This is a genomic window from Rhizobacter sp. P2_D12 (assembly GCF_056404395.1).
Genome location: NZ_JBFUEB010000055.1, coordinates 1 through 17,355 on the forward strand (window position 1 = coordinate 1; position 17,355 = coordinate 17,355).

Below are 17,355 nucleotides of genomic sequence, written 5' to 3' on the forward strand. Positions count from 1 at the left end.
GCGGGCTCCCGACGATGCGAAGCGAGGCGGATGGAGAAGAAGATCCAACAATCGAGATGAGGGTCAGAGCCAGAACGGCCGTGTAAAGGCCGCTTGTGGCCGAAGCGTGCAGAACGAACTGCATGGTGTTCGGGTTGAGGCCCTTTGCTTTGGTTACTTTCATTTGGGCCGCAAATGAAAGTGACTCGCCCGCCGGGGCGAGACCCGGCAACAGCCTCACGCAGTGAAAAGAAGCCCTCGCGCAGCGAGAAAGAAAGAAAAAACGGGCCCCGAAGGACCCGTTGAAAGCACTTTTCAGCGCCAGGAGGAGATCAAGAAAACAAAAGTCGCTAACTACACACTACCCAGGGAAATCGGAAAACTCTTGAGCTGTTATCGGCCGCGTTCCGGCCGACTTGAGCCGCTCAGTGCATCTGGATGCCACCCGAGGCCTTGCCCTTGCCGGCACGTGCCGGCGGGTTGCACAGGCCGCACACGTAGTGCTTGGAGATCTCGTGCGGGTGGCTGACGAAATGGCCGCCGCACTTCGAGCACTTGGTCATCGTCAGCATGCCGTTGTCGACGAACTTGACCAGGCGCCAGGCGCGGGTGACGGACAGCAGCGCTTCCAGCCCTTGGGCCTGCGTCTGCTCGGAATACAGCTGGTAAGCCTTGATGACGGTGTCGATCTCGTCCATCTCGGCCACCTTGTTCAGGTACTCGTGGATGTTCAGGAACAGCGAGGCATGGATGTTCGGCTGCCAGGTCATGAACCAGTCCGTGGAGAAGGGCAGCTGGCCCTTGCTCGGCGACTTGCCGGAGACTTCCTTGTACAGGCGCAGCAGACGCTCGTAGGACAGGTCGGTTTCGGATTCCAGCACCTGCAGGCGGGCACCCAGGTTGATCAGCGTGACCGCACGTTCGATCTGCTTGGCTTCAGTGAGGATGCTCTTGCTGCGGGTCATGTCGGTCTCCTGGAATCTTGTTGGACTGGCGTGCTCTGTCGGGCTCAGGCGGCTTCGTGGTGGCGGCCGGCCATCAGGATGCTGGCGTGCAGGCGGCTCGTGGTGTCGTTCGCCGCAGCCTTGCCATGGTTGGTCAGCAGGCCCCAGACCAGGTCGTCATCCATGCGGAAGCGGCACAGCAGCGTGTTGCTCGCGGCCACCTTCATCATCTGCGCCGGGGTCAGCAGGCCGATCAGCGAAGCGCTTTCGTCGCTGATGCCCAGGCGGTACAGGGCTTGCTCGCGGTCGCTGCGGATCAGGCTCTGCGCCAGCATCAGGTAGGACAGGTTGGCTTCACGGATCTCGGTCAGGATTTGGTCTGCGTTCATGTCTGTTGCCTCGGTGTGTGTTGCGGTTTGCTTGCGACTTGTCTCAACGTGGAATGGATTGTGAAGATTTGATTTGGACGGTGACATCAGGTCAGTTCTGTGGCTTGAGTCCACGTTCTTCCATCAGCCGTGTCAGGCAAATTCCTACACGCCTGACAGGCAAGCCGAAGGCGCGCGCAAGTCCTTGTCGCAGAACGAAAAAAAGACCGCGCGTGGCGGTCTTTCGGGGTCGGGCGGGGGCGTTTCAGGCCTGGATGGCGGCCAGGTCGGCGGCGTAGCGGTCGCTCATGTCGTCCGGCAACGCGAAATCTGCCCGCATGACGCGGGCCGTGGTGCGCTCGCGCGGCGTCGTTTCCACCTTGGTCAGCACCACGCGCATGAAGGCAGCCTTGTCCTTCTGGCATTCGCGCAGGCCGTCGTCGAGGTAGCCGAACTGCGCCAGCTGGAAGCGGTGCTCGAACCAGCCCAGGTACCAGAACCAGTCGGTGTAGTACAGCCACGATTTCTCGTTCAGCGCCCGCAGGTGGGTCGGGTCCTGCCAGGCGGTGGGGGCGTGCTCGTACGGCACCTCGATGATGAAGCTGCCGCCGGTCTTCAGCAGCGCCAGGCAATTGCCCATCAGCTGCGGCAGGTCGGGCACGTGCTCGAGCACGTTGTTCGCGAACACCAGCTCGGCGCTGCCTTGCTGCAGCAGCATGTCGCCGCCATAGGACGAGCGGGCCTGCACCGGCCAGGTCACCGGCTGGCCCAGGTCGAGCACCAGGTCGGGCTGGGCGCGCTCGAGGATGTCGATGTTCAGCCAGCCCGGTTTGTAGTCCTTGCCCGAGCCGAGGTTGATGCGCAGCGGCTGCCAGGCCAGCTGCGGCCGGCGCTCCTGGTGCACCCGGCCGTAGCCGGCGGCGAAGGCCAGGATGTCGGCATAGGCCTCGACCGGATCGGTGGCCTCGAAGCGCTGCAGTTGCGCGCGCGCCTGCTCGAAGAACGCCGGCGTGCCGAAATGGCTGCCGAACATCTCCGCCAGGCTGGCCTCGTCGAACCAGGTCACGCAGTCTTCGAAGGCCGCATGCGGCCGCGTCTGCGCGCGGCGCTCGGACAGCACCGGCGTGCCCAGCGACAGGCAGTGCGACACGCGCGCCTGCTCGAAGCGGCTGGACGGGTAGAAGTGCAGGTTGACCACCGCCTTCGCCTGCAGGATCACCTCGTCGCGCTCGGGGCCGTATAGCGGCTGGTCGAACAGCGCGACGCGCCGGCCGCTGGCCTCGATGCGCTGCAGCATCTCGCGCCGGCGCTCGTTCATGCTGCCGATGAACAGCAGGTCGATCGGGCGCTCTTCCAGCGGCACGGCCTGCTCCGGCTTCAGGTAGGGCGCGTACAGCAGCGGGAACAGCGGCACGTCGTCGGCATGCGTCGTGTACGCGGCGATGTTGTCGGCGTCGTACTCGATTACCGCCGAGGCGGCCAGCAGCTTGACGTAGTCCTCGCCCAGCGCGGCGCCGCCGCGGCCCAGCTGCTCCAGATTCACGAACAGGCAGGTGTAGCGCTCGCGCAGCCCGGTGTCGAAGCCGAGGTGGGCGCCGAACACCAGGTTCACCGCGTCGTGGCGCAGCCGGTTCTTTGCCAGCGTCACGTTGGCGCCCAGGCGGCGGAACTGGTGGCGGAAGTAGCGCGCCTGGTCGAGGAAACCGAGCGAATGCACGTAGCCGGGCGGCTGCACGATGCTCAGGTGGATGTCGGGCAGGCCGTTCATGCGGGGGCTCCTTCGGCGGGCAGCGCGAGGTGGTCGGGCGGCAGGCCTTGCGACCAGCGCTCGGCCATCGCCCACAGCAGGCGGCCGAAGTCGCGCGTCCAGGTGTCGCTGTCGAACAGCGGCGCGGTGTCGCGGGCCGCGACCAGGTGGGCGCGCAGCGCGGCGCGGGCGGGCGCGTCGGCGGCCAGCGCGAGGATGCGGGCCTCGTAGTCGGCGATGCTCGGGCAGGCGAGCTGCGGCAGGCCCACCGCGGCCAGCAGGCTGGCCGCCACGCGCGACGCGAAGGTCTCGCCTTCGTACGTGACGACCGGCACGCCGGCCCACAGCGCATCGCTGGCGGTGGTGTGGCCGTTGCAGGGCCAGGTGTCGATGAACAGGTCGGCCAGCGCGAGCCGGCTCAGGTGCTCGCGCAGCCCGATCTTCGGCGCGAACACCAGGCGCTGCGGGTCGATGCCGCGCGCGGCGGCCTCGGCGCGCAGCTGGCCGGGCGCGTGCTCGTTCCACTGCAGCAGCCACAGCACGGCACCCGGCAGCCGGTGCAGCAGGCGGCACCAGCTGTCGAACACCTCGGGCGACAGCTTGAACGGCTGGTTGAAGCCGCACAGCACCAGCGCGTCCTCCGGCAGGCCGGCCTGGGCGCGGCTGTACGGGCCGGGCAGCGGGCGCTGGCGGTCGTTCGGCTGGTAGCAGCCGGGCATCAGCGCGAGCTTCTCGCTGTAGTGCGCGGCGTGCTCCAGCGGCGAGACGATCGCGTCGCCGATGAAGTAGTCGATGCCGTCGGCGCTGGCGGCACCGGTCGTGCCGGGGAAGCCGAGGAAGCTCGCCTGCACCGGCGCGGCGCGGTGCGCGAAGATCGGCAGGCGGCCGTCGCGCGTGTGGCCCTTCAGGTCGACCAGCACGTCGATGCCGTCGTGGCGCACCTGCTGGGCGACCTCGAGATCGCTGCGCCTGGCCACGTCGGCGAAGCGGTCGGCGCCGCGGCGCAGCCGCTCGCGCATCGGGCTGCCGTCCTCGGGGCCGTGCGAGTACAAGGTGATCTCGAAGCGGCTGCGGTCGAGCTTCTCGAACACCTCGGCCATCAGCACCGCGGTGGCATGCTGGTGGAAATCGGCGGAAACAAAGCCCACGCGCAGGCGCGCGGGCAGCGGGCGAGGCGCCAGCGGCGGCAGCGGCTCGACGCGCTGCACCTGGAAGCGCCAGCACGAGCGCGCGACGCGCAGCTGCGTGAGCGGATCGTCGGTCAGCGTGACCTGTGCGAACACCGAGGCCCAGCTGGCGGCGTCGTCCGGCAGCGCGGTGGCGCTGCGCTGCAGCGCAGCCACGTCGGCCTGCGCGTTCTGCCAGCGGCACAGCTCGCGTTCGACGAAGGCCAGCAGGCCCTGCGCCGCCAGGTCGCCGCTGCCCAGGCCCAGCACGAGCGCGGTGCGGAAGCACTCGGTGGCTTCGGTCTTCATGCCCAGCGAGTTGAACGACAGGCCGAGCCGGTAGTGCGACAGCGCATGGTCGACGTTGCGCGACAGCGCCTCGAACAGCGCGGCGATCGCCGCCTGGTGCTGGCCGGCATTGAACAGCGCTTCGCCCAGGTTCTGCCAATACTCGGCGCCGCGCGGCGTCTGCTCGGGTTGCTGCTGCAGGCAGCTCGCAGCCTCGGCATAGCGGTGCTGCGCACTCAGGCAGTCGGCCGCGATCATGCGGGCGATCGCATCGTCGGGCCGCAGCGCCAGCGCCTTCTGCGCGCTGGCCAAGGCCTTGTCGTGCGCGCCGTTCTTCATCTGCGCACGCGCGAGGTTCAGCAGGAACAGGTGGTCGCGCGGGTTGCGCTGGCTGGCGCGGTGGAAGGCGGTCTCGGCGCGCGCCCAGTCGCCGGCCTTGGCGTGGACCACGCCTTCCTCCCAGTCGCGCTGGGCGCTGCGGGCGGGGGACGACGGCTTGTGGGGCTTGGTATGCATCGCGAAATTCTAGGAAGCGCCCGTCGGGCGAAGCCGCGGAGATGCGCCGCGGATGCCTGCCAGTTCGGCGCTTGGACACATTCCGAAACGTCTTCGCAGACCCTCAAGTTCCGGCCGCAAATGCAGATAGATGCAGGGTCCCAGTCCCGTTGTTCGGGGGATTGCCCAGAAATTTTGGAGGGCAGGTCTCAAGTCCAGAAAGTGGCGGTCCGATAAAGCCTCCAACGGCGACGCAGAAACGGCGCCGGGGTCCGGCAGGCAACAAGAAAGCCGGGCGCAGCAAGCCGCACACCTGGGTGGGCGGTCGTTTAGGCAGAGAGGAAAGCGGTAGAGAAACCAATCTGCCGAGGCAATGCCGGCGCTCTCAGCCGGGTCTCAGTTCAACCGTTATTGGAGTTTTTCAAATGGCAATGTCAGTCAACACCAACGTCACGTCGCTGAATGCACAACGCAATCTGTCGACCACCCAGAACTCGCTGTCGACCGCGATGCAGCGCCTGTCTTCCGGCCTGCGCGTCAACAGCGCCAAGGACGACGCCGCCGGCCTCGCGATCTCGGAGCGCATGGGCGCCCAGGTCCGCGGCATGAACGTCGCGATCCGCAACGCCAACGACGGCATCTCGCTGGCGCAGACCGCTGAAGGCGCGCTGGGCAAGGTCGGCGACTCGCTGCAGCGCATGCGTGAACTGGCTGTCCAGGCCCGCAACGGCACGAACGGCGACAGCGACAAGGATTCGCTGAACAAGGAATTCCAGCAGCTGAGCGCGGAAATCACCCGCGTGCTGGGCGGCACGACCTTCAACGGCATCGCCATCATCGGCGCCAGCGCCGGTGCCAAGGACTTCCAGATCGGTGCCAACACCACGACCAACGACGTCATCACCGTGACGACGACCGACATGACGGCCGATGCCAGCATCACCGCCGTGACGGCCAACACCGTGGTGATCGACAGCACGACGAACTCGGCTTCGCTGAAGACCGTCATCGACAACATCGACGGCGCGATCGACAAGGTGAACAGCGAGCGCGCCATGTACGGTGCGGCGCAGAACCGCTTCGACTCGGTGATCTCGAACCTGCAGACCTCGGTCGAGAACCAGTCGGCTGCCAAGAGCCGCATCACCGACGCCGACTTCGCGTCCGAAACGTCGAACCTGTCGCGGGCCCAGATCCTGCAGCAGGCCGGCACGGCGATGGTGGCGCAAGCCAACCAGCTGCCGCAGCAAGTGCTGTCGCTGCTGAAGTAAGCCGCCAGGCTCGCTTCCAAGGCCCCGCCCGGGAAACCGGGCGGGGCTTTTTCGTTTCGCGGCTCGAATTGGCGGGTCAGACCGGCTCATTTCCCGGTTTAGGACCGCTCCAGTTCTCGGAACAATCACTTCCACAGGTTCCTCGCCCGGGATCTGCGGTCCGGATCCACTGAAGGATGCTGACGGGGCGGTGTGCAGCAGCACACCTTTCATGTCGGTGACCAACGGTGATTCGCGCCGGGTCTGACGCAGGGCATCACCCCCCTGCGGCAAGCGCCGGCGCATTTCGCCGGGAGTCATTGATTCTTGAGGAGTGCTTCATGCCACAAACCATCAACACGAACATCGTTTCGCTGAATGCGCAACGAAACCTGAATTCATCCCAGTCCGCGCTGGCCGTCTCGATGCAGCGCCTGTCGTCCGGCTTGCGCGTCAACTCCGCCAAGGACGACGCCGCGGGCCTGGCCATCGCCGAACGCATGAACGCGCAGGTGCGCGGCATGAACGTCGCGGTGCGCAATGCCAACGACGGCATCTCGCTGGCGCAGACCGCTGAAGGTGCGCTGTCCAAGGTGGGCGACGCGCTGCAGCGCATGCGCGAACTGTCGGTGCAGGCTCGCAACTCGACCAACAGCGGCAGCGACAAGGACTCCCTGAACAAGGAATTCCAGCAGCTGTCGGCCGAAATCGGCCGCGTGCTCGCCGGCACCACGTTCAACGGCCAGCCGATCCTCGCGTCGACCGGCGTCCAGACCTTCCAGGTCGGCGCCAACACGACGGTCAACGACACGATCGACATCAACACCGTCGACCTGACGGTCGATGCCTCGATCACCGCGGTGACCGCGGCGACGACCGTGATCGACAGCACGACCGACTCGACGATGCTCGCGACCGTGATCGACAGCATCGACCAGGCGCTGAACCTGGTGAACGACACCCGCGCCACCTACGGTGCGAGCCAGTCGCGCTTCGATTCGGTGATCTCCAACCTGCAGACGAACGTGGAAAACCAGTCGGCCGCCCGCAGCCGCATCATGGACGCCGACTTTGCCGCGGAAACCGCCGCGCTGAGCCGCTCGCAGATCCTGCAGCAGGCCGGCAACGCGATGGTGGCCCAGGCCAACCAGCTGCCGCAGCAGGTGCTGCAGCTGCTGAAGGGCTGAAGAATCCGGACGGGACGGCGCGGCGCCGGAAAAAAATCCGCGCCCGGCCCTCAAGTTGCATCGCCGAACATCCGATACACGCGATATCGGACTCCCCGTTGGGGGGCCCATCCTTCTTTTAGGACTGTGGCAGCGAGGCTTCCTCCGCTTGCCGTCCACTCTTCCGAAAGGTTCCGGCCATGGCATCAGTTACTTCAGCAGGGATAGGCAGCGGACTGGACGTCGAATCCATCATCACCAAGTTGATGGCGGTCGAAAAGCTTCCGGTCACGCAGCTCCAGACCGAAGCGACCAAGATCCAGACCAAGATCTCGGCGTACGGCTCGGTGCAGTCGTCCGTCTCCGGTTTCCGCGACGCCGCGCTGGCGCTGACCAAGTCGGCGACCTGGAGCGCGACCACGGCCACCTCGGCCGACACCTCGGCGATCACGGTGTCCAGCGGCAGCAGCGCGGCCGCCGGCAACTACGCGGTCAGCGTGCAGAGCCTGGCCGCGTCGCAGTCGGTGGCCAGCACCAGCTTCGCATCGACCAGCTCCGTCGTCGGTGAGGGATCGCTCACCATCGACGTGGGCAGCTGGGACGTGGGCGAGCCGGGCTTCAAGGCCCGCGCGACCATCAATTCGATGAACATCGCGATCAGCGCGACCGACACGCTGGCCGACGTGCGCGACAAGATCAATGCGGCGGGCGGTGGCGTGTCCGCGTCCATCGTGACCGATTCCAGCGGTGCCCGCCTGGTGCTGTCGTCGACGTCCACCGGCGTCGCCAACGGCTTTCGGGTGACGGCCAGCGGCAGCGGCCCGTCGGCGTTCGCGTACGACGCGACCGACGGCTCGGCGGCAATGACGCGCACGCAGACGGCCGCCGATGCCAAGGCGAAGATCAACGGGCTGGACATCACCTCGGCCAGCAACACGCTGAACGACGTGGTGCAGGGCCTGACGATGAACCTGCAGAAGGTCACGACCGGCGACGTGCAGGTCAGCGTGGCCCAGGACAACACCTCGATCAAGAGTGCGATCACCAGCTTCGTGGCGGCCTACAACGGGCTGTCCTCGCTGTTGAAGAGCCAGACCAAGTACGACGACGCGACCAAGACCGCCGGCACGCTGCAGGGCGACAGCACGGCGGTGTCGCTGCAGCGCCAGCTGCGTTCGATGCTGACGGGGACCGGGACGGCCTCGAGCGCCTTTCCGACGCTGTCGTCGATGGGCCTCGAGATCCAGACCGACGGCACGCTGAAGGTGAGCGACACCAAGCTGAACAGCGCGCTGGCCAACCTGCCCGAGATGAAGAAGGCCTTCGCGAACAGCGACGTGGCCGATTCGGCGAACGATGGCTTCGCGCAGAAGCTGCGCGCGCTGGGCGACCAGGTCCTGGGCACCGACGGCGCGCTGGCCACCCGCACCGCCGGGCTGAACAGCACGCTGAAGGACAACGAGGGCCGGCAGGACGACATCACCACGCGGATGACGGACACCGAGAAGCGGCTGCGCGCGCAGTACACGGCGCTGGACACCAAGATGGCCGGCCTGAACACGCTGAGCACCTACATCACGCAGCAGATCGCCARCTGGAACAAGAGTAGTTAGCCCCCCAGTCGCTTCGCTCCTGCCCCCAAGGGGCGCCACGCCTGGGCCCGGCAAAGCCGGATCCCGGCGCGTTGCTTGATGGGTGCTTCGCTGCGCTTGCACTGCTCCGTTCGGGCTGAGCTTGTCGAAGCCGGCGCACACTGCCGTTCGGGCTGAGCTTGTCGAAGCCTCATTCCGCCGCGCTCACGCCTGGTTTCACTTGAGGGCGAAATGGGCCCTGTTTCAGGCGGTTCCATCGGGCTAAAGGCTGCCCGGGCCGGGCCGATAAACAGTGCATCCAGTCACGACGCAGAAAGCCAACGACATGTTCGCTCCCGCCTACGCCGCATCGCCCTTCGGCCGCCGCCAGACCTACCAGGATGTGCAGGTCAGCACCGGCGTCGACGGCGCCTCGCCGCACCAGCTGATCGCGATGCTGTTCGACGGCCTGGTCGATTGCCTGGCCCAGGCCCGCGGCGCGATCCGTGCCGGCAACATCGAGGCCAAGGGACGTGCCATCGGGCGCGCCGTGCGCATCGTCGAGGAAGGCCTGAAGGGCGGGCTGAACCTGAAGGACGGCGGCCAGCTCGCCGCCAGCCTGAACGAGCTGTATGCCTACATGGCGCTGCGCCTGACGCAGGCCAACCTGCACAGCGACGAAGCGGCGCTGGAGGAATGTGCCCAGCTGGTCGAGCCCCTGCGCAGCGCGTGGGCCGAGATCTCGATGAAGACCGCCGCCTGAACGAACACCACCATGATGAAAACCTACAGCCAGATCGACCGGTCGAACGAGAGCGGAGACCACCCCATGAACAAGGCCCTGTTGAACTACTACGAGGCGATCGAGCGCGCCAGCCAGGACATGCTGGAGGCGGCACGCGTCGGCAACTGGGACCACGTGGTCAAGCTCGAAGGCGCCTGCGCCGTGCTGATCTCCCAGCTCAAGCATGCTGCCGCCCAGCGCCCGCTGGATTCGGAAGAGGCGCAGCTGAAGTCGCGCATCATGCAGCGTATCCTGGTGAACGACGCCGAGATCCGCCACCTGGCCGAACCCTGGCTGGAAGACCTGGACGCGCTGCTGGCCGGCAAGCCGAAAACCGTCCACTGAGCACCCCTTGAGCGGAAGGCCCGTGCGCACGGGCCCGATGCCGAACGGAGAAGAGCATGAGCTTGGACACCTTGCCGATGCCGCTGGACGCCCTGTCTGCCGCCCATGGCGGGCTGGAGGACTTTCGCATCACGGCGGTGCCCGAGGTGCTGGCGATGCTCAAGCGCCTGCAGGATGGCAACCTGCTCGTCAACCTGAACGGCAGCGACGGCTCGGTCTACACGACGACGCTGTGGTCGGTGGACCCGGCACGCGGCCTGATCAGCTTCAGCGCCGAGGCCGAAAGCAACCAGGTGCAGGCCCTGATCGAATCGGAGGACGCGGTCGTCGTCGCCTACCTCGACAGCATCAAGGTGCAGTTCGACGCGACCGGCCTGGTGATGGTGCACAGCGGCCGCAATGCGGTGCTGAACTGCGCGCTGCCGCGCGAGCTGTTCCGCTTCCAGCGCCGCAACGGCTACCGGGTGCGCCCGTTGCTGCGCAGCACGCCGACGGCGCGCGTGCGCCATCCGGCGATCCACGAGATGCCGCTCGCGCTGCGGGTGCTGGACGTCAGCATCGGCGGCTGCGCGCTGTTCCTGCCCGACGACGTGCCGCCGCTGCAACCCGGCGTGGTGCTGAACGGCGTGCAGATGGACCTGGACGTGGACACCCGCCTCAGCGTGGCGCTGCGGCTGCAGCACGTGACCTCGCTGAACCCGGAATCGCGCGGCGTGCGCCTGGGCTGCGAGATCGTCAACCCCGGCCACGACGTGGCGCGGCTGCTGCAGCGCTACATCGACCAGACCCAGAAGCGCCAGCGCATGCTGGGCGGCTGAACAGCCCCCCAGTCGCTTCGCTCCTGCCCCCAAGGGGCGCCACACCAGGGGCCTGGCAAAGCCAGTTCCCCGGCGCGTTGCTTGATGGGTCGCGTGCTGCGTTTGCTCCAATCCGGCACCGCCCCACACGACACCAGAGCGAGCGTAGCGCGCGACCCATCAAGCCACTCCCGCGGAGCCGGCTTTGCCGGGCCGCTGGGAGGCGCCCCTTGGGGGCAGGAGCGAAGCGACTGGGGGGCCATATAAGATCCGCTGATGCGAATCGAAATCGAGCCCGGTGTGCGGCTGTTTGTGGACGTCGAAGGCCCCGGCCTCATCCCTGAAGGCGACACCGTTCGCGAGAAACCCACCCTGGTGCTGCTGCACGGCGGCCCCGGCTTCGACCACGTCGCGTTCAAGCCGGCGTTCTCGCGCCTGGCCGACCTGGCCCAGGTCGTCTACTACGACCACCGCGGCCACGGCCTGAGCGACCGTCGCCCGAGCAGCGAATGGACGCTGGACACCTGGGCCGACGACGTGGTGCGCCTGTGCGACGCGCTCGGCGTCGTCAAGCCCATCGTGCTCGGCCAGTCGTTCGGCGGCTTCGTCGCGCAGCGCTACATCGCCCGCCACCCGGCGCACGCGGCCAAGGTGATCCTGTCCAGCACCGCCGGCAGCATGGCGATGCCGCGCAAGCTGGCGATGTTCGAGCAGCTCGGCGGCCCCGAGGCGCGCCGCATCGCCGAACGCTTCTGGGCCGACCCGAGCGAGGCCAACACCGCCGTCTACCAGCAGGTGTGCAAGCCGCTCTACAACCCGAGCCTCGTCGGCCGTACCGACCTGGGGCCGTGGCGCTTCACCGCCCCCGAGATCCTGCAGGCCTTCATCCGCGGCGAACAGCAGCAGATGAACTTGCTGCCCGGCCTGGCGCAAGCCCGCTGCCCGGTGCTGGTGATGGCCGGCGAGCTCGACCCGGTGTGCCCGCTGGAAGACGCCCGCGACATCGCCGAGGCGCTGCCGCCGCAGTGGATGCAGTTCCACGCCTTCCCCGGCATCGGCCACGGCGCCTGGCGCGAGAAACCCGACGACGCGTTTCAAGTGCTGCGCCGCTTCATCTCCGAAGCCGGTTGACGGCATGATGTCGGGTCTGCTGCAACGATCCACCCGCCTGCCGCCATGACCGAAGAACTGTTCCGCGAAGACGCCTCCCTGGACCACTGCGAGGCCCGCATCACCGTGCTGGACGCGCAGGGCGTGCAGCTCGACCGCACCGTGTTCTATCCGCTGGGCGGCGGCCAGGCCGGCGACCGCGGCGAGCTGCAGTTGCCCGACGGGCGCGTGCTGCAGGTCGCCGACACGCGCAAGGGCGCCGCGCCGGGCGAGATCGTCCACGTGCCGGCGCCTGGGCAGGAGGCGCTGCTGGCCAGCCTGGCCGTCGGCCAGCCGGTGACGGCCCGCATCGACCGCCAGCGGCGCGCGCGCCACATGCGCTTCCACACCGCGACGCACCTGCTGTGCGCGCTGGTGCCGCACCAGGTCGACGGCTGCTCGATCACCGCCGACTCGGCGCGGCTCGATTTCCACATGACCGAGCCGCTCGACAAGGAGACGCTGAGCGCCGGCATCGCCCGCCTGGTGGCCGAGGCCCACCCGGTGCGCCACCGCTGGATCAGCGAGGACGAGCTGGATGCCAACCCTGGCCTCGTGCGCAGCATGAGCGTGCAGCCGCCGCGCGGGCTGGGCCGCGTGCGCGTGCTGGAGATCGAAGGCGTCGACCTGCAGCCCTGCGGCGGCACGCACGTCGCCAACACCGCCGACATCGGCGCGGTGGTGGTGACCAAGATCGAGAAGAAATCGGCGATGACGCGCCGCGTGGTGCTCGGTTTCGCATGAACAGGATCCCGCTGTCGATCGGACGAGGCTGGTCATGACAGACGAAAGAGAGTTGCGCTGGGCGGACACGAGGTGGGGCGAGCACCCGCCGGCGCTGCCCACGCTCGACCCGGTGCTGATGGCCGTGCTGCTGGAGCACATCAACACCCGCGTCGCCGTGGTCGGTCGCGACTGGCGCTATGCGTACGCCAACCTCGAGGCGCTGCGCTTCATGGGCCTGCCGGCCGAGCGCGTGATCGGGCGCCACATGTCCGAGGTGCTCGACGAGGGCGTCTACCGCAGCTTCGTGCCGATCTTCGAGCGGCTGTTCGCCGGCGAATCGCTGCACCTGCAGGGCTGGGTGCAGTACCAGAAGCAGGGCCGGCGCTACCGCGAGCAGGCGCTGGTGCCCTACACGCCCGGCGGCGGGCCGGTGCAGGCGGTGGTGGTGTGCGGGCTGGACCACACCGACCTGCGCCTGGGCGAAGAGGAGCTGGCGCTGCGCCAGGAGCAGTTGCGCGCCAGCGAGGCGCTCAAGTCGGCCATCGTCGACCACGCGCTCGCGGCGCTGATCTCCACCGACGAGCAGGGCCGCATCGTCGAATTCAACCCGTCGGCCGAGACGATCTTCGGGCGCCGGCGTGCCGACGTGGTGGGCCTGCCGGTCAGCGAGGTGATCGTGCCGGAGCGCCACCGCGCCGCCCACGAGGCCGGCTTGCGCCGCATGCAGGCCGGTGGCGCGCCGCAGGTGCTGGGCAAGCGCATGGAGCTGCACGCGCTGCGCGCCGACGGCAGCGAATTCCCGGTCGAGATGGTGCTGTGGCGCAGCGACGTCGGCGGCACGGCGTTCTACACCGCGTCGATCGCCGACGTGTCCGAGCGTCACAACGCCACGCAGCAGATCGAGCGCCAGCGCGAGGCGCTGCGCCAGAGCGAGCGCCTGACGGCGATGGGCAGCCTGCTGGCCGGCGTTGCGCACGAGCTGAACAACCCGCTCGCGATCGTGATGGGCCGGGCCACGCTGCTGGAGGAGAAGTGCGAGGACCGCCCCGACCTGCAGCACGACGTGCGGCGCATCCGCGAGGCCGCCGAGCGCTGCGGGCGCATCGTGCGCACCTTCCTGAACATGGCGCGCAGCCGGCCCTCCGAGCGCGGCGCGGTGGCGCTGAACGACCTGGTGCGCGCGTCGGCCGACCTGCTGGGCTACACCTACCGCAGCCACAACGTCGAGCTGCAGCTCGACCTCGACCCGCAGCTGCCGCACGTCAACGCCGACGGCGACCAGATCTCGCAGATCGTGCTGAACCTGATGGTCAATGCGCAGCAGGCGCTGACGCTGACGGTGGGCGAGCGCCGCGTGCACGTGAGCACGGGCGTCGAGCAGCGCCGCACCGACCGCGAGCCGCGCGTCTGGCTGCGCGTGGTCGACAGCGGGCCGGGCGTCGAGCCCGAGGTGCGCGCCCGGCTGTTCGAGACCTTCTTCACCACCAAGCCCGAGGGCCTGGGCACCGGGCTCGGGCTGTCGGTGTCGCGTTCGGTGGCGCGCGACCATGGCGGCGAGCTGGTGCTCGAGGCGTCGACGCGCGGTGCGTCGTTCCGCCTCAGCCTGCCGCTGAGCGGCGAGGCCGAGCCGGTCGAGGCCGAACCCGCGGCTGCGCCGGTCGAGGTGCCGGCGCTGGCCCAGGTGCTGGTGGTGGACGACGAGGCCGAGCTGGCCGACCTGGTGCGCGACATGCTGGAGCGGGCCGGCTACTCGGTGGCCACCGCGACCTCGGGGGCGGTGGCGCTGGAGCTGCTGGACGCGGCGCGCTTCGACGCGGTGGTGTCCGACCTGCGCATGCCCGACATGGACGGCGCGGCGCTGTGGCGCGCCGCGTCGGCGAAGCAGCCGGAGCTGGCGCAGCGCTTCCTGTTCGTCACCGGCGACACGTTGTCGCCGGATGCGAGCGAGTTCCTGAAGGCGACGCGCTGCGCCGGCCTGGACAAGCCGTTCTCGAAGCCCGACCTGCTGGCGCGCGTGGCGGAGATGCTGAAGCCTCAGCCCAGCGTGTAGTGCAGGTCGTAGCTGTGGGCGCTGGCCGCGATCGTGATGGTCAGCGTGCCGGCCAGGCCGGTGAGTTCGCCGGTGCCGGAGTCGGGCACCACGCTGACCAGCAGTGTCGGTGCGCCGCGGTTCATCGTGCCGCTGTGCTGCAGCACGAAGCTGCCGCGTTTGCCGTGCAGCGTGCCGTCGACCCGTTCGAGCGCGACGTAGCCGGCCGAGCCCTGGGTGGCGGTGCCGGCGGCCAGCATCTCGCCCGTGCCGGTGGCGACCAGGTCGCCTTCGTAGCGCTTGTCGAGCGCCCTGCGGCCGAGCGTGCTGCCCGCGGGCTGTTCCTCCATCGGCTGGGGCGACATCTTGACGCTGAAGCTGCCGTGGGCGTGGTGGGTCATGGGTGTCTCCGGATCAGGTGCCGAAGCGTTCGGCGGAACGGGCGCGCGCCTTGGCGGCCTCGACCTCGCGGTCGCGCGGCTGGGCCGTCGTGACCAGCGAATCGATCAGTGTGCGCGCCGAGGCCGCGACCTCGGCCACGGCGCGCTCGAACGCCGCTTCATTGGCCTTCGACGGCACCGTGAAGCCGCTGAGCTTGCGCACGAACTGCAGCGAGGCGTCGCGGATCTCCAGCTCGGTGGCCGGCGGCTCGAAGTTGAACAGCGTCTTGATGTTGCGGCACATCGCAGCCCCTCCTAGCGAAGCTTCCAGGCCAGCAGCAGCGCGACCGCCGCCGGCACGGCGTAGTTGAGCAACAGGATCGGGAGTTCCTCGCCGACCGAGTAGCCGGCCCGCGCGACCCCGATCCACATGTTGACGGCGCAGATCAGCAGCCACAACACAAGGAATCCACCGCCCGCCCAGGTCACTGCCGACGGATAGTGGGCGCTGGACAATCGGGCGAGCACGAACATCGAACCGAGCAGCATCAGGCCGGCAGACAGGAAGTAGAGGGTGCGCATCAGGGGTCCTTGGCAGCGGGGTAGGGTGACGAAGCGGCAGCCTTTCGCCGATTCTGCCGCGCCTCGATGCGCTTGCGGGCCGCATCGGTCAGTCGCCGACGATGGCCAGCGAGAACCCGTCCCAGCCCTTGCTGCCCACCGTCTGGATTGCGGTGGCCGACAGGCGCGGATGGGCCGCCATCAGCTCGAAGAAGCGCCGCACCCCGACCACGTTCGCATCGCTGCTGGCCGCGTCGGCCACCGCGCCGTTGCGCACCACGTTGTCGCCGACGATCGCGGTGCCGGGGCGCGACAGCGTCATCGCCCACTCCAGGTACAGCGGGTTGCTCGGCTTGTCGGCGTCGATGAAGATGAAGTCGAACGGCCCGACCCCTTCGGCCGCCAGCTGCGGCAGGCTGTCGGCGGCACGGCCGGTGCGGATCTCGACGCGGTCGGCCAGGCCGGCGCGCGCGATGTTGATGCGCGCCACCTCGGCACAGGCCGGGTTGGCTTCCAGCGTCACGACGCGGCCACCCGCGGGCAGCGCGCGGGCCAGCCAGATCGTGCTGTAGCCGCCCAGCGTGCCGATCTCGAGGATGCGCCGCGCCCCCTGCATGCGCGCCAGCAGGTGCAGCAGTGCGCCCTGGTTGGGCGCCACGTGGTGGGCTGGCAGCCCGGCCGCATCGCTGTCGCGCAGCGCCTGGTCCAGGACGTCGTCGGCCGGCAGCAGCGTGCTGCAGAAGTAGCCGTCCACCGCGTCCCACGCGCGCTCATTCGCCATCGATGAACCCTTTCTGCAATGCCGTCGCCTCGTCCCCGAAGATCGCCATCGCGGTGCGCATGCGCTTGAAGCCGAAGCGGCGGTAGAACGCCTCCTTGCCCGGCACCGCATAGAGGATGATCTTGCGGTGCCCGGCACACAGCGCCAGCAGCCGCGACACCACCTCGCGGCCGGCGCCGGTGCCCTGGTGATCCGGGTGCACCGCGACGTCGCACAGGTAGGCGCAATCGGCGCCGTCCGACAGCACGCGGCCGGCCGCCACCAGGCGCCCGCCGTCGTCGCGCGCGAAGCAGCTGTAGCGGCTGTTGGTGAACACCGTCTGCAGCAGCGCCGCGGTCTTGGTGCCCAGGGGCGCGGCGCGGTACAGCGCCTCGAGTTCGTCCCAGCCGATGCCGTGCCAGGAGGTGGTCCAGGTCAATGCCAATCGATGCGCTCCGTGCTCAGGCGGCCCGCGGGCGCGCGACACGCTGCGCCGGGTCGTAGAAGAAGGTCTCCTCGGCGATGCGCTCGCCTTCCCAGCGCTGCCACGCCAGCTCTTCCATGTGCGTGCTGCTGCCGTCGGCCCATTCGAAATCGAAGATCCAGCGGATCACGACGTGGTCGCCGTTGACCAGCGCCGGGCGCACGCACTTCGAGCGCACCGAGGCGGCCCGCGCCAGCACCTTGCGCTCGTTCGCGACGTGCGCTTCGCGGCCGACGCGCGGTGCCGCCTGGTTCTCCTGCATCGTCGAGTGCTCGGTGTAGAACACCTCGCAGGCATCGGCATGCGCGTTGCTCTCGACCATCGCGATGAAGCGCTCCAGCGTCTGGGCAGTGGGCATCGGCTGTC

The 17,355-nt window shown here is 68.5% G+C and carries 19 protein-coding genes; 9 read left to right on the forward strand and 10 right to left on the reverse strand.

The features are described from left to right. Positions 1-404: 404 nt before the first annotated feature. The 4 genes from flhC to AC1DYN_RS18515 form a co-directional block, all read right to left on the reverse strand. On the reverse strand, positions 405-944 hold the full coding sequence (gene flhC / locus AC1DYN_RS18500) for a flagellar transcriptional regulator FlhC (RefSeq protein WP_477962184.1): 540 nt from the start codon (positions 942-944) through the stop codon (positions 405-407). A gap of 44 nt (positions 945-988) precedes the next feature. Then, positions 989-1,312, reverse strand: coding sequence for a flagellar transcriptional regulator FlhD (gene flhD, locus AC1DYN_RS18505; RefSeq protein ID WP_477962186.1), 324 nt, complete (start codon positions 1,310-1,312; stop codon positions 989-991). 244 nt (positions 1,313-1,556) lie between these two features. Beyond that, positions 1,557-3,059 carry a class I SAM-dependent methyltransferase gene (locus tag AC1DYN_RS18510; RefSeq protein WP_477962188.1) on the reverse strand — a complete coding sequence of 501 codons (1,503 nt, stop codon included), beginning with the start codon at positions 3,057-3,059 and terminating at the stop codon, positions 1,557-1,559. Next, entirely contained in the window at positions 3,056-5,008 is a 1,953-nt protein-coding gene (locus AC1DYN_RS18515) for an O-linked N-acetylglucosamine transferase, SPINDLY family protein (protein ID WP_477962190.1), read from the reverse strand. Before AC1DYN_RS18515 ends, AC1DYN_RS18510 begins: the two co-directional genes overlap by 4 nt. A 404-nt stretch (positions 5,009-5,412) precedes the next feature. Here AC1DYN_RS18515 and AC1DYN_RS18520 point away from each other — a divergent pair, with 404 nt between their 5' ends. The 9 genes from AC1DYN_RS18520 (at position 5,413) to AC1DYN_RS18560 (ending at position 14,825) form a co-directional block, all read left to right on the forward strand. Beyond that, positions 5,413-6,258, forward strand: a complete 846-nt coding sequence (locus tag AC1DYN_RS18520) for a flagellin domain-containing protein (RefSeq protein WP_477962192.1) — start codon at positions 5,413-5,415, stop codon at positions 6,256-6,258. 320 nt (positions 6,259-6,578) lie between these two features. Next, positions 6,579-7,424, forward strand: a complete 846-nt coding sequence (locus tag AC1DYN_RS18525; protein ID WP_477962194.1) for a flagellin N-terminal helical domain-containing protein — start codon at positions 6,579-6,581, stop codon at positions 7,422-7,424. 179 nt (positions 7,425-7,603) lie between these two features. Further along, positions 7,604-9,016 carry a flagellar filament capping protein FliD gene (gene fliD / locus AC1DYN_RS18530; protein WP_477962196.1) on the forward strand — a complete coding sequence of 471 codons (1,413 nt, stop codon included), beginning with the start codon at positions 7,604-7,606 and terminating at the stop codon, positions 9,014-9,016. 304 nt (positions 9,017-9,320) lie between these two features. Continuing rightward, the gene (gene fliS, locus AC1DYN_RS18535; protein WP_477962198.1) at positions 9,321-9,737 is read left to right on the forward strand and encodes a flagellar export chaperone FliS; all 417 of its coding nucleotides are present in this window, start codon (positions 9,321-9,323) and stop codon (positions 9,735-9,737) included. A 66-nt stretch (positions 9,738-9,803) separates the two neighbouring features. Then, positions 9,804-10,103 (forward strand): flagellar protein FliT, encoded by a 300-nt coding sequence (locus tag AC1DYN_RS18540; RefSeq protein WP_477962200.1) that lies wholly within the window; start codon positions 9,804-9,806, stop codon positions 10,101-10,103. Positions 10,104-10,159: 56 nt separating this feature from the next. After that, the gene (locus AC1DYN_RS18545) at positions 10,160-10,921 is read left to right on the forward strand and encodes a flagellar brake protein (RefSeq protein WP_477962202.1); all 762 of its coding nucleotides are present in this window, start codon (positions 10,160-10,162) and stop codon (positions 10,919-10,921) included. 255 nt (positions 10,922-11,176) lie between these two features. Continuing rightward, positions 11,177-12,031 carry an alpha/beta fold hydrolase gene (locus AC1DYN_RS18550; RefSeq protein ID WP_477962203.1) on the forward strand — a complete coding sequence of 285 codons (855 nt, stop codon included), beginning with the start codon at positions 11,177-11,179 and terminating at the stop codon, positions 12,029-12,031. 45 nt (positions 12,032-12,076) lie between these two features. Then, positions 12,077-12,793, forward strand: coding sequence for an alanyl-tRNA editing protein (locus AC1DYN_RS18555; RefSeq protein ID WP_477962205.1), 717 nt, complete (start codon positions 12,077-12,079; stop codon positions 12,791-12,793). A 34-nt stretch (positions 12,794-12,827) separates the two neighbouring features. Next, positions 12,828-14,825, forward strand: coding sequence for a hybrid sensor histidine kinase/response regulator (locus AC1DYN_RS18560; protein ID WP_477962207.1), 1,998 nt, complete (start codon positions 12,828-12,830; stop codon positions 14,823-14,825). Here the strand turns inward: AC1DYN_RS18560 and AC1DYN_RS18565 are convergent. The 6 genes from AC1DYN_RS18565 to AC1DYN_RS18590 form a co-directional block, all read right to left on the reverse strand. Further along, a complete protein-coding gene (locus tag AC1DYN_RS18565) occupies positions 14,810-15,205 on the reverse strand; it encodes a DUF3224 domain-containing protein (protein WP_477962209.1) in 396 nt (131 codons plus the stop codon). The two genes, AC1DYN_RS18560 and AC1DYN_RS18565, sit on opposite strands and share 16 nt — an antisense overlap. A gap of 13 nt (positions 15,206-15,218) precedes the next feature. After that, positions 15,219-15,488, reverse strand: coding sequence for a DUF2277 domain-containing protein (locus AC1DYN_RS18570; RefSeq protein WP_056802365.1), 270 nt, complete (start codon positions 15,486-15,488; stop codon positions 15,219-15,221). Positions 15,489-15,499: 11 nt separating this feature from the next. Further along, entirely contained in the window at positions 15,500-15,766 is a 267-nt protein-coding gene (locus AC1DYN_RS18575) for a hypothetical protein (protein ID WP_477962211.1), read from the reverse strand. An 88-nt stretch (positions 15,767-15,854) separates the two neighbouring features. After that, positions 15,855-16,526, reverse strand: a complete 672-nt coding sequence (locus AC1DYN_RS18580; RefSeq protein WP_477962213.1) for an O-methyltransferase — start codon at positions 16,524-16,526, stop codon at positions 15,855-15,857. After that, positions 16,516-16,950 (reverse strand): GNAT family N-acetyltransferase, encoded by a 435-nt coding sequence (locus tag AC1DYN_RS18585; RefSeq protein ID WP_477962214.1) that lies wholly within the window; start codon positions 16,948-16,950, stop codon positions 16,516-16,518. Before AC1DYN_RS18585 ends, AC1DYN_RS18580 begins: the two co-directional genes overlap by 11 nt. Before the next feature lie 16 nt (positions 16,951-16,966). Continuing rightward, positions 16,967-17,347, reverse strand: coding sequence for a nuclear transport factor 2 family protein (locus AC1DYN_RS18590; RefSeq protein WP_477962216.1), 381 nt, complete (start codon positions 17,345-17,347; stop codon positions 16,967-16,969). Positions 17,348-17,355: the final 8 nt, after the last annotated feature.

Coding starts and splice junctions, on each gene's coding strand:
- flhC (WP_477962184.1), bottom strand. CDS start 944: ATGACCCGCAGCAAGAGCATCCTCACTGAAGCCAAGCAGATCGAACGT.
- flhD (WP_477962186.1), bottom strand. CDS start 1,312: ATGAACGCAGACCAAATCCTGACCGAGATCCGTGAAGCCAACCTGTCC.
- AC1DYN_RS18510 (WP_477962188.1), bottom strand. CDS start 3,059: ATGAACGGCCTGCCCGACATCCACCTGAGCATCGTGCAGCCGCCCGGC.
- AC1DYN_RS18515 (WP_477962190.1), bottom strand. CDS start 5,008: ATGCATACCAAGCCCCACAAGCCGTCGTCCCCCGCCCGCAGCGCCCAG.
- AC1DYN_RS18520 (WP_477962192.1), top strand. CDS start 5,413: ATGGCAATGTCAGTCAACACCAACGTCACGTCGCTGAATGCACAACGC.
- AC1DYN_RS18525 (WP_477962194.1), top strand. CDS start 6,579: ATGCCACAAACCATCAACACGAACATCGTTTCGCTGAATGCGCAACGA.
- fliS (WP_477962198.1), top strand. CDS start 9,321: ATGTTCGCTCCCGCCTACGCCGCATCGCCCTTCGGCCGCCGCCAGACC.
- AC1DYN_RS18540 (WP_477962200.1), top strand. CDS start 9,804: ATGAACAAGGCCCTGTTGAACTACTACGAGGCGATCGAGCGCGCCAGC.
- AC1DYN_RS18545 (WP_477962202.1), top strand. CDS start 10,160: ATGAGCTTGGACACCTTGCCGATGCCGCTGGACGCCCTGTCTGCCGCC.
- AC1DYN_RS18550 (WP_477962203.1), top strand. CDS start 11,177: ATGCGAATCGAAATCGAGCCCGGTGTGCGGCTGTTTGTGGACGTCGAA.
- AC1DYN_RS18555 (WP_477962205.1), top strand. CDS start 12,077: ATGACCGAAGAACTGTTCCGCGAAGACGCCTCCCTGGACCACTGCGAG.
- AC1DYN_RS18560 (WP_477962207.1), top strand. CDS start 12,828: ATGACAGACGAAAGAGAGTTGCGCTGGGCGGACACGAGGTGGGGCGAG.
- AC1DYN_RS18565 (WP_477962209.1), bottom strand. CDS start 15,205: ATGACCCACCACGCCCACGGCAGCTTCAGCGTCAAGATGTCGCCCCAG.
- AC1DYN_RS18570 (WP_056802365.1), bottom strand. CDS start 15,488: ATGTGCCGCAACATCAAGACGCTGTTCAACTTCGAGCCGCCGGCCACC.
- AC1DYN_RS18575 (WP_477962211.1), bottom strand. CDS start 15,766: ATGCGCACCCTCTACTTCCTGTCTGCCGGCCTGATGCTGCTCGGTTCG.
- AC1DYN_RS18580 (WP_477962213.1), bottom strand. CDS start 16,526: ATGGCGAATGAGCGCGCGTGGGACGCGGTGGACGGCTACTTCTGCAGC.
- AC1DYN_RS18590 (WP_477962216.1), bottom strand. CDS start 17,347: ATGCCCACTGCCCAGACGCTGGAGCGCTTCATCGCGATGGTCGAGAGC.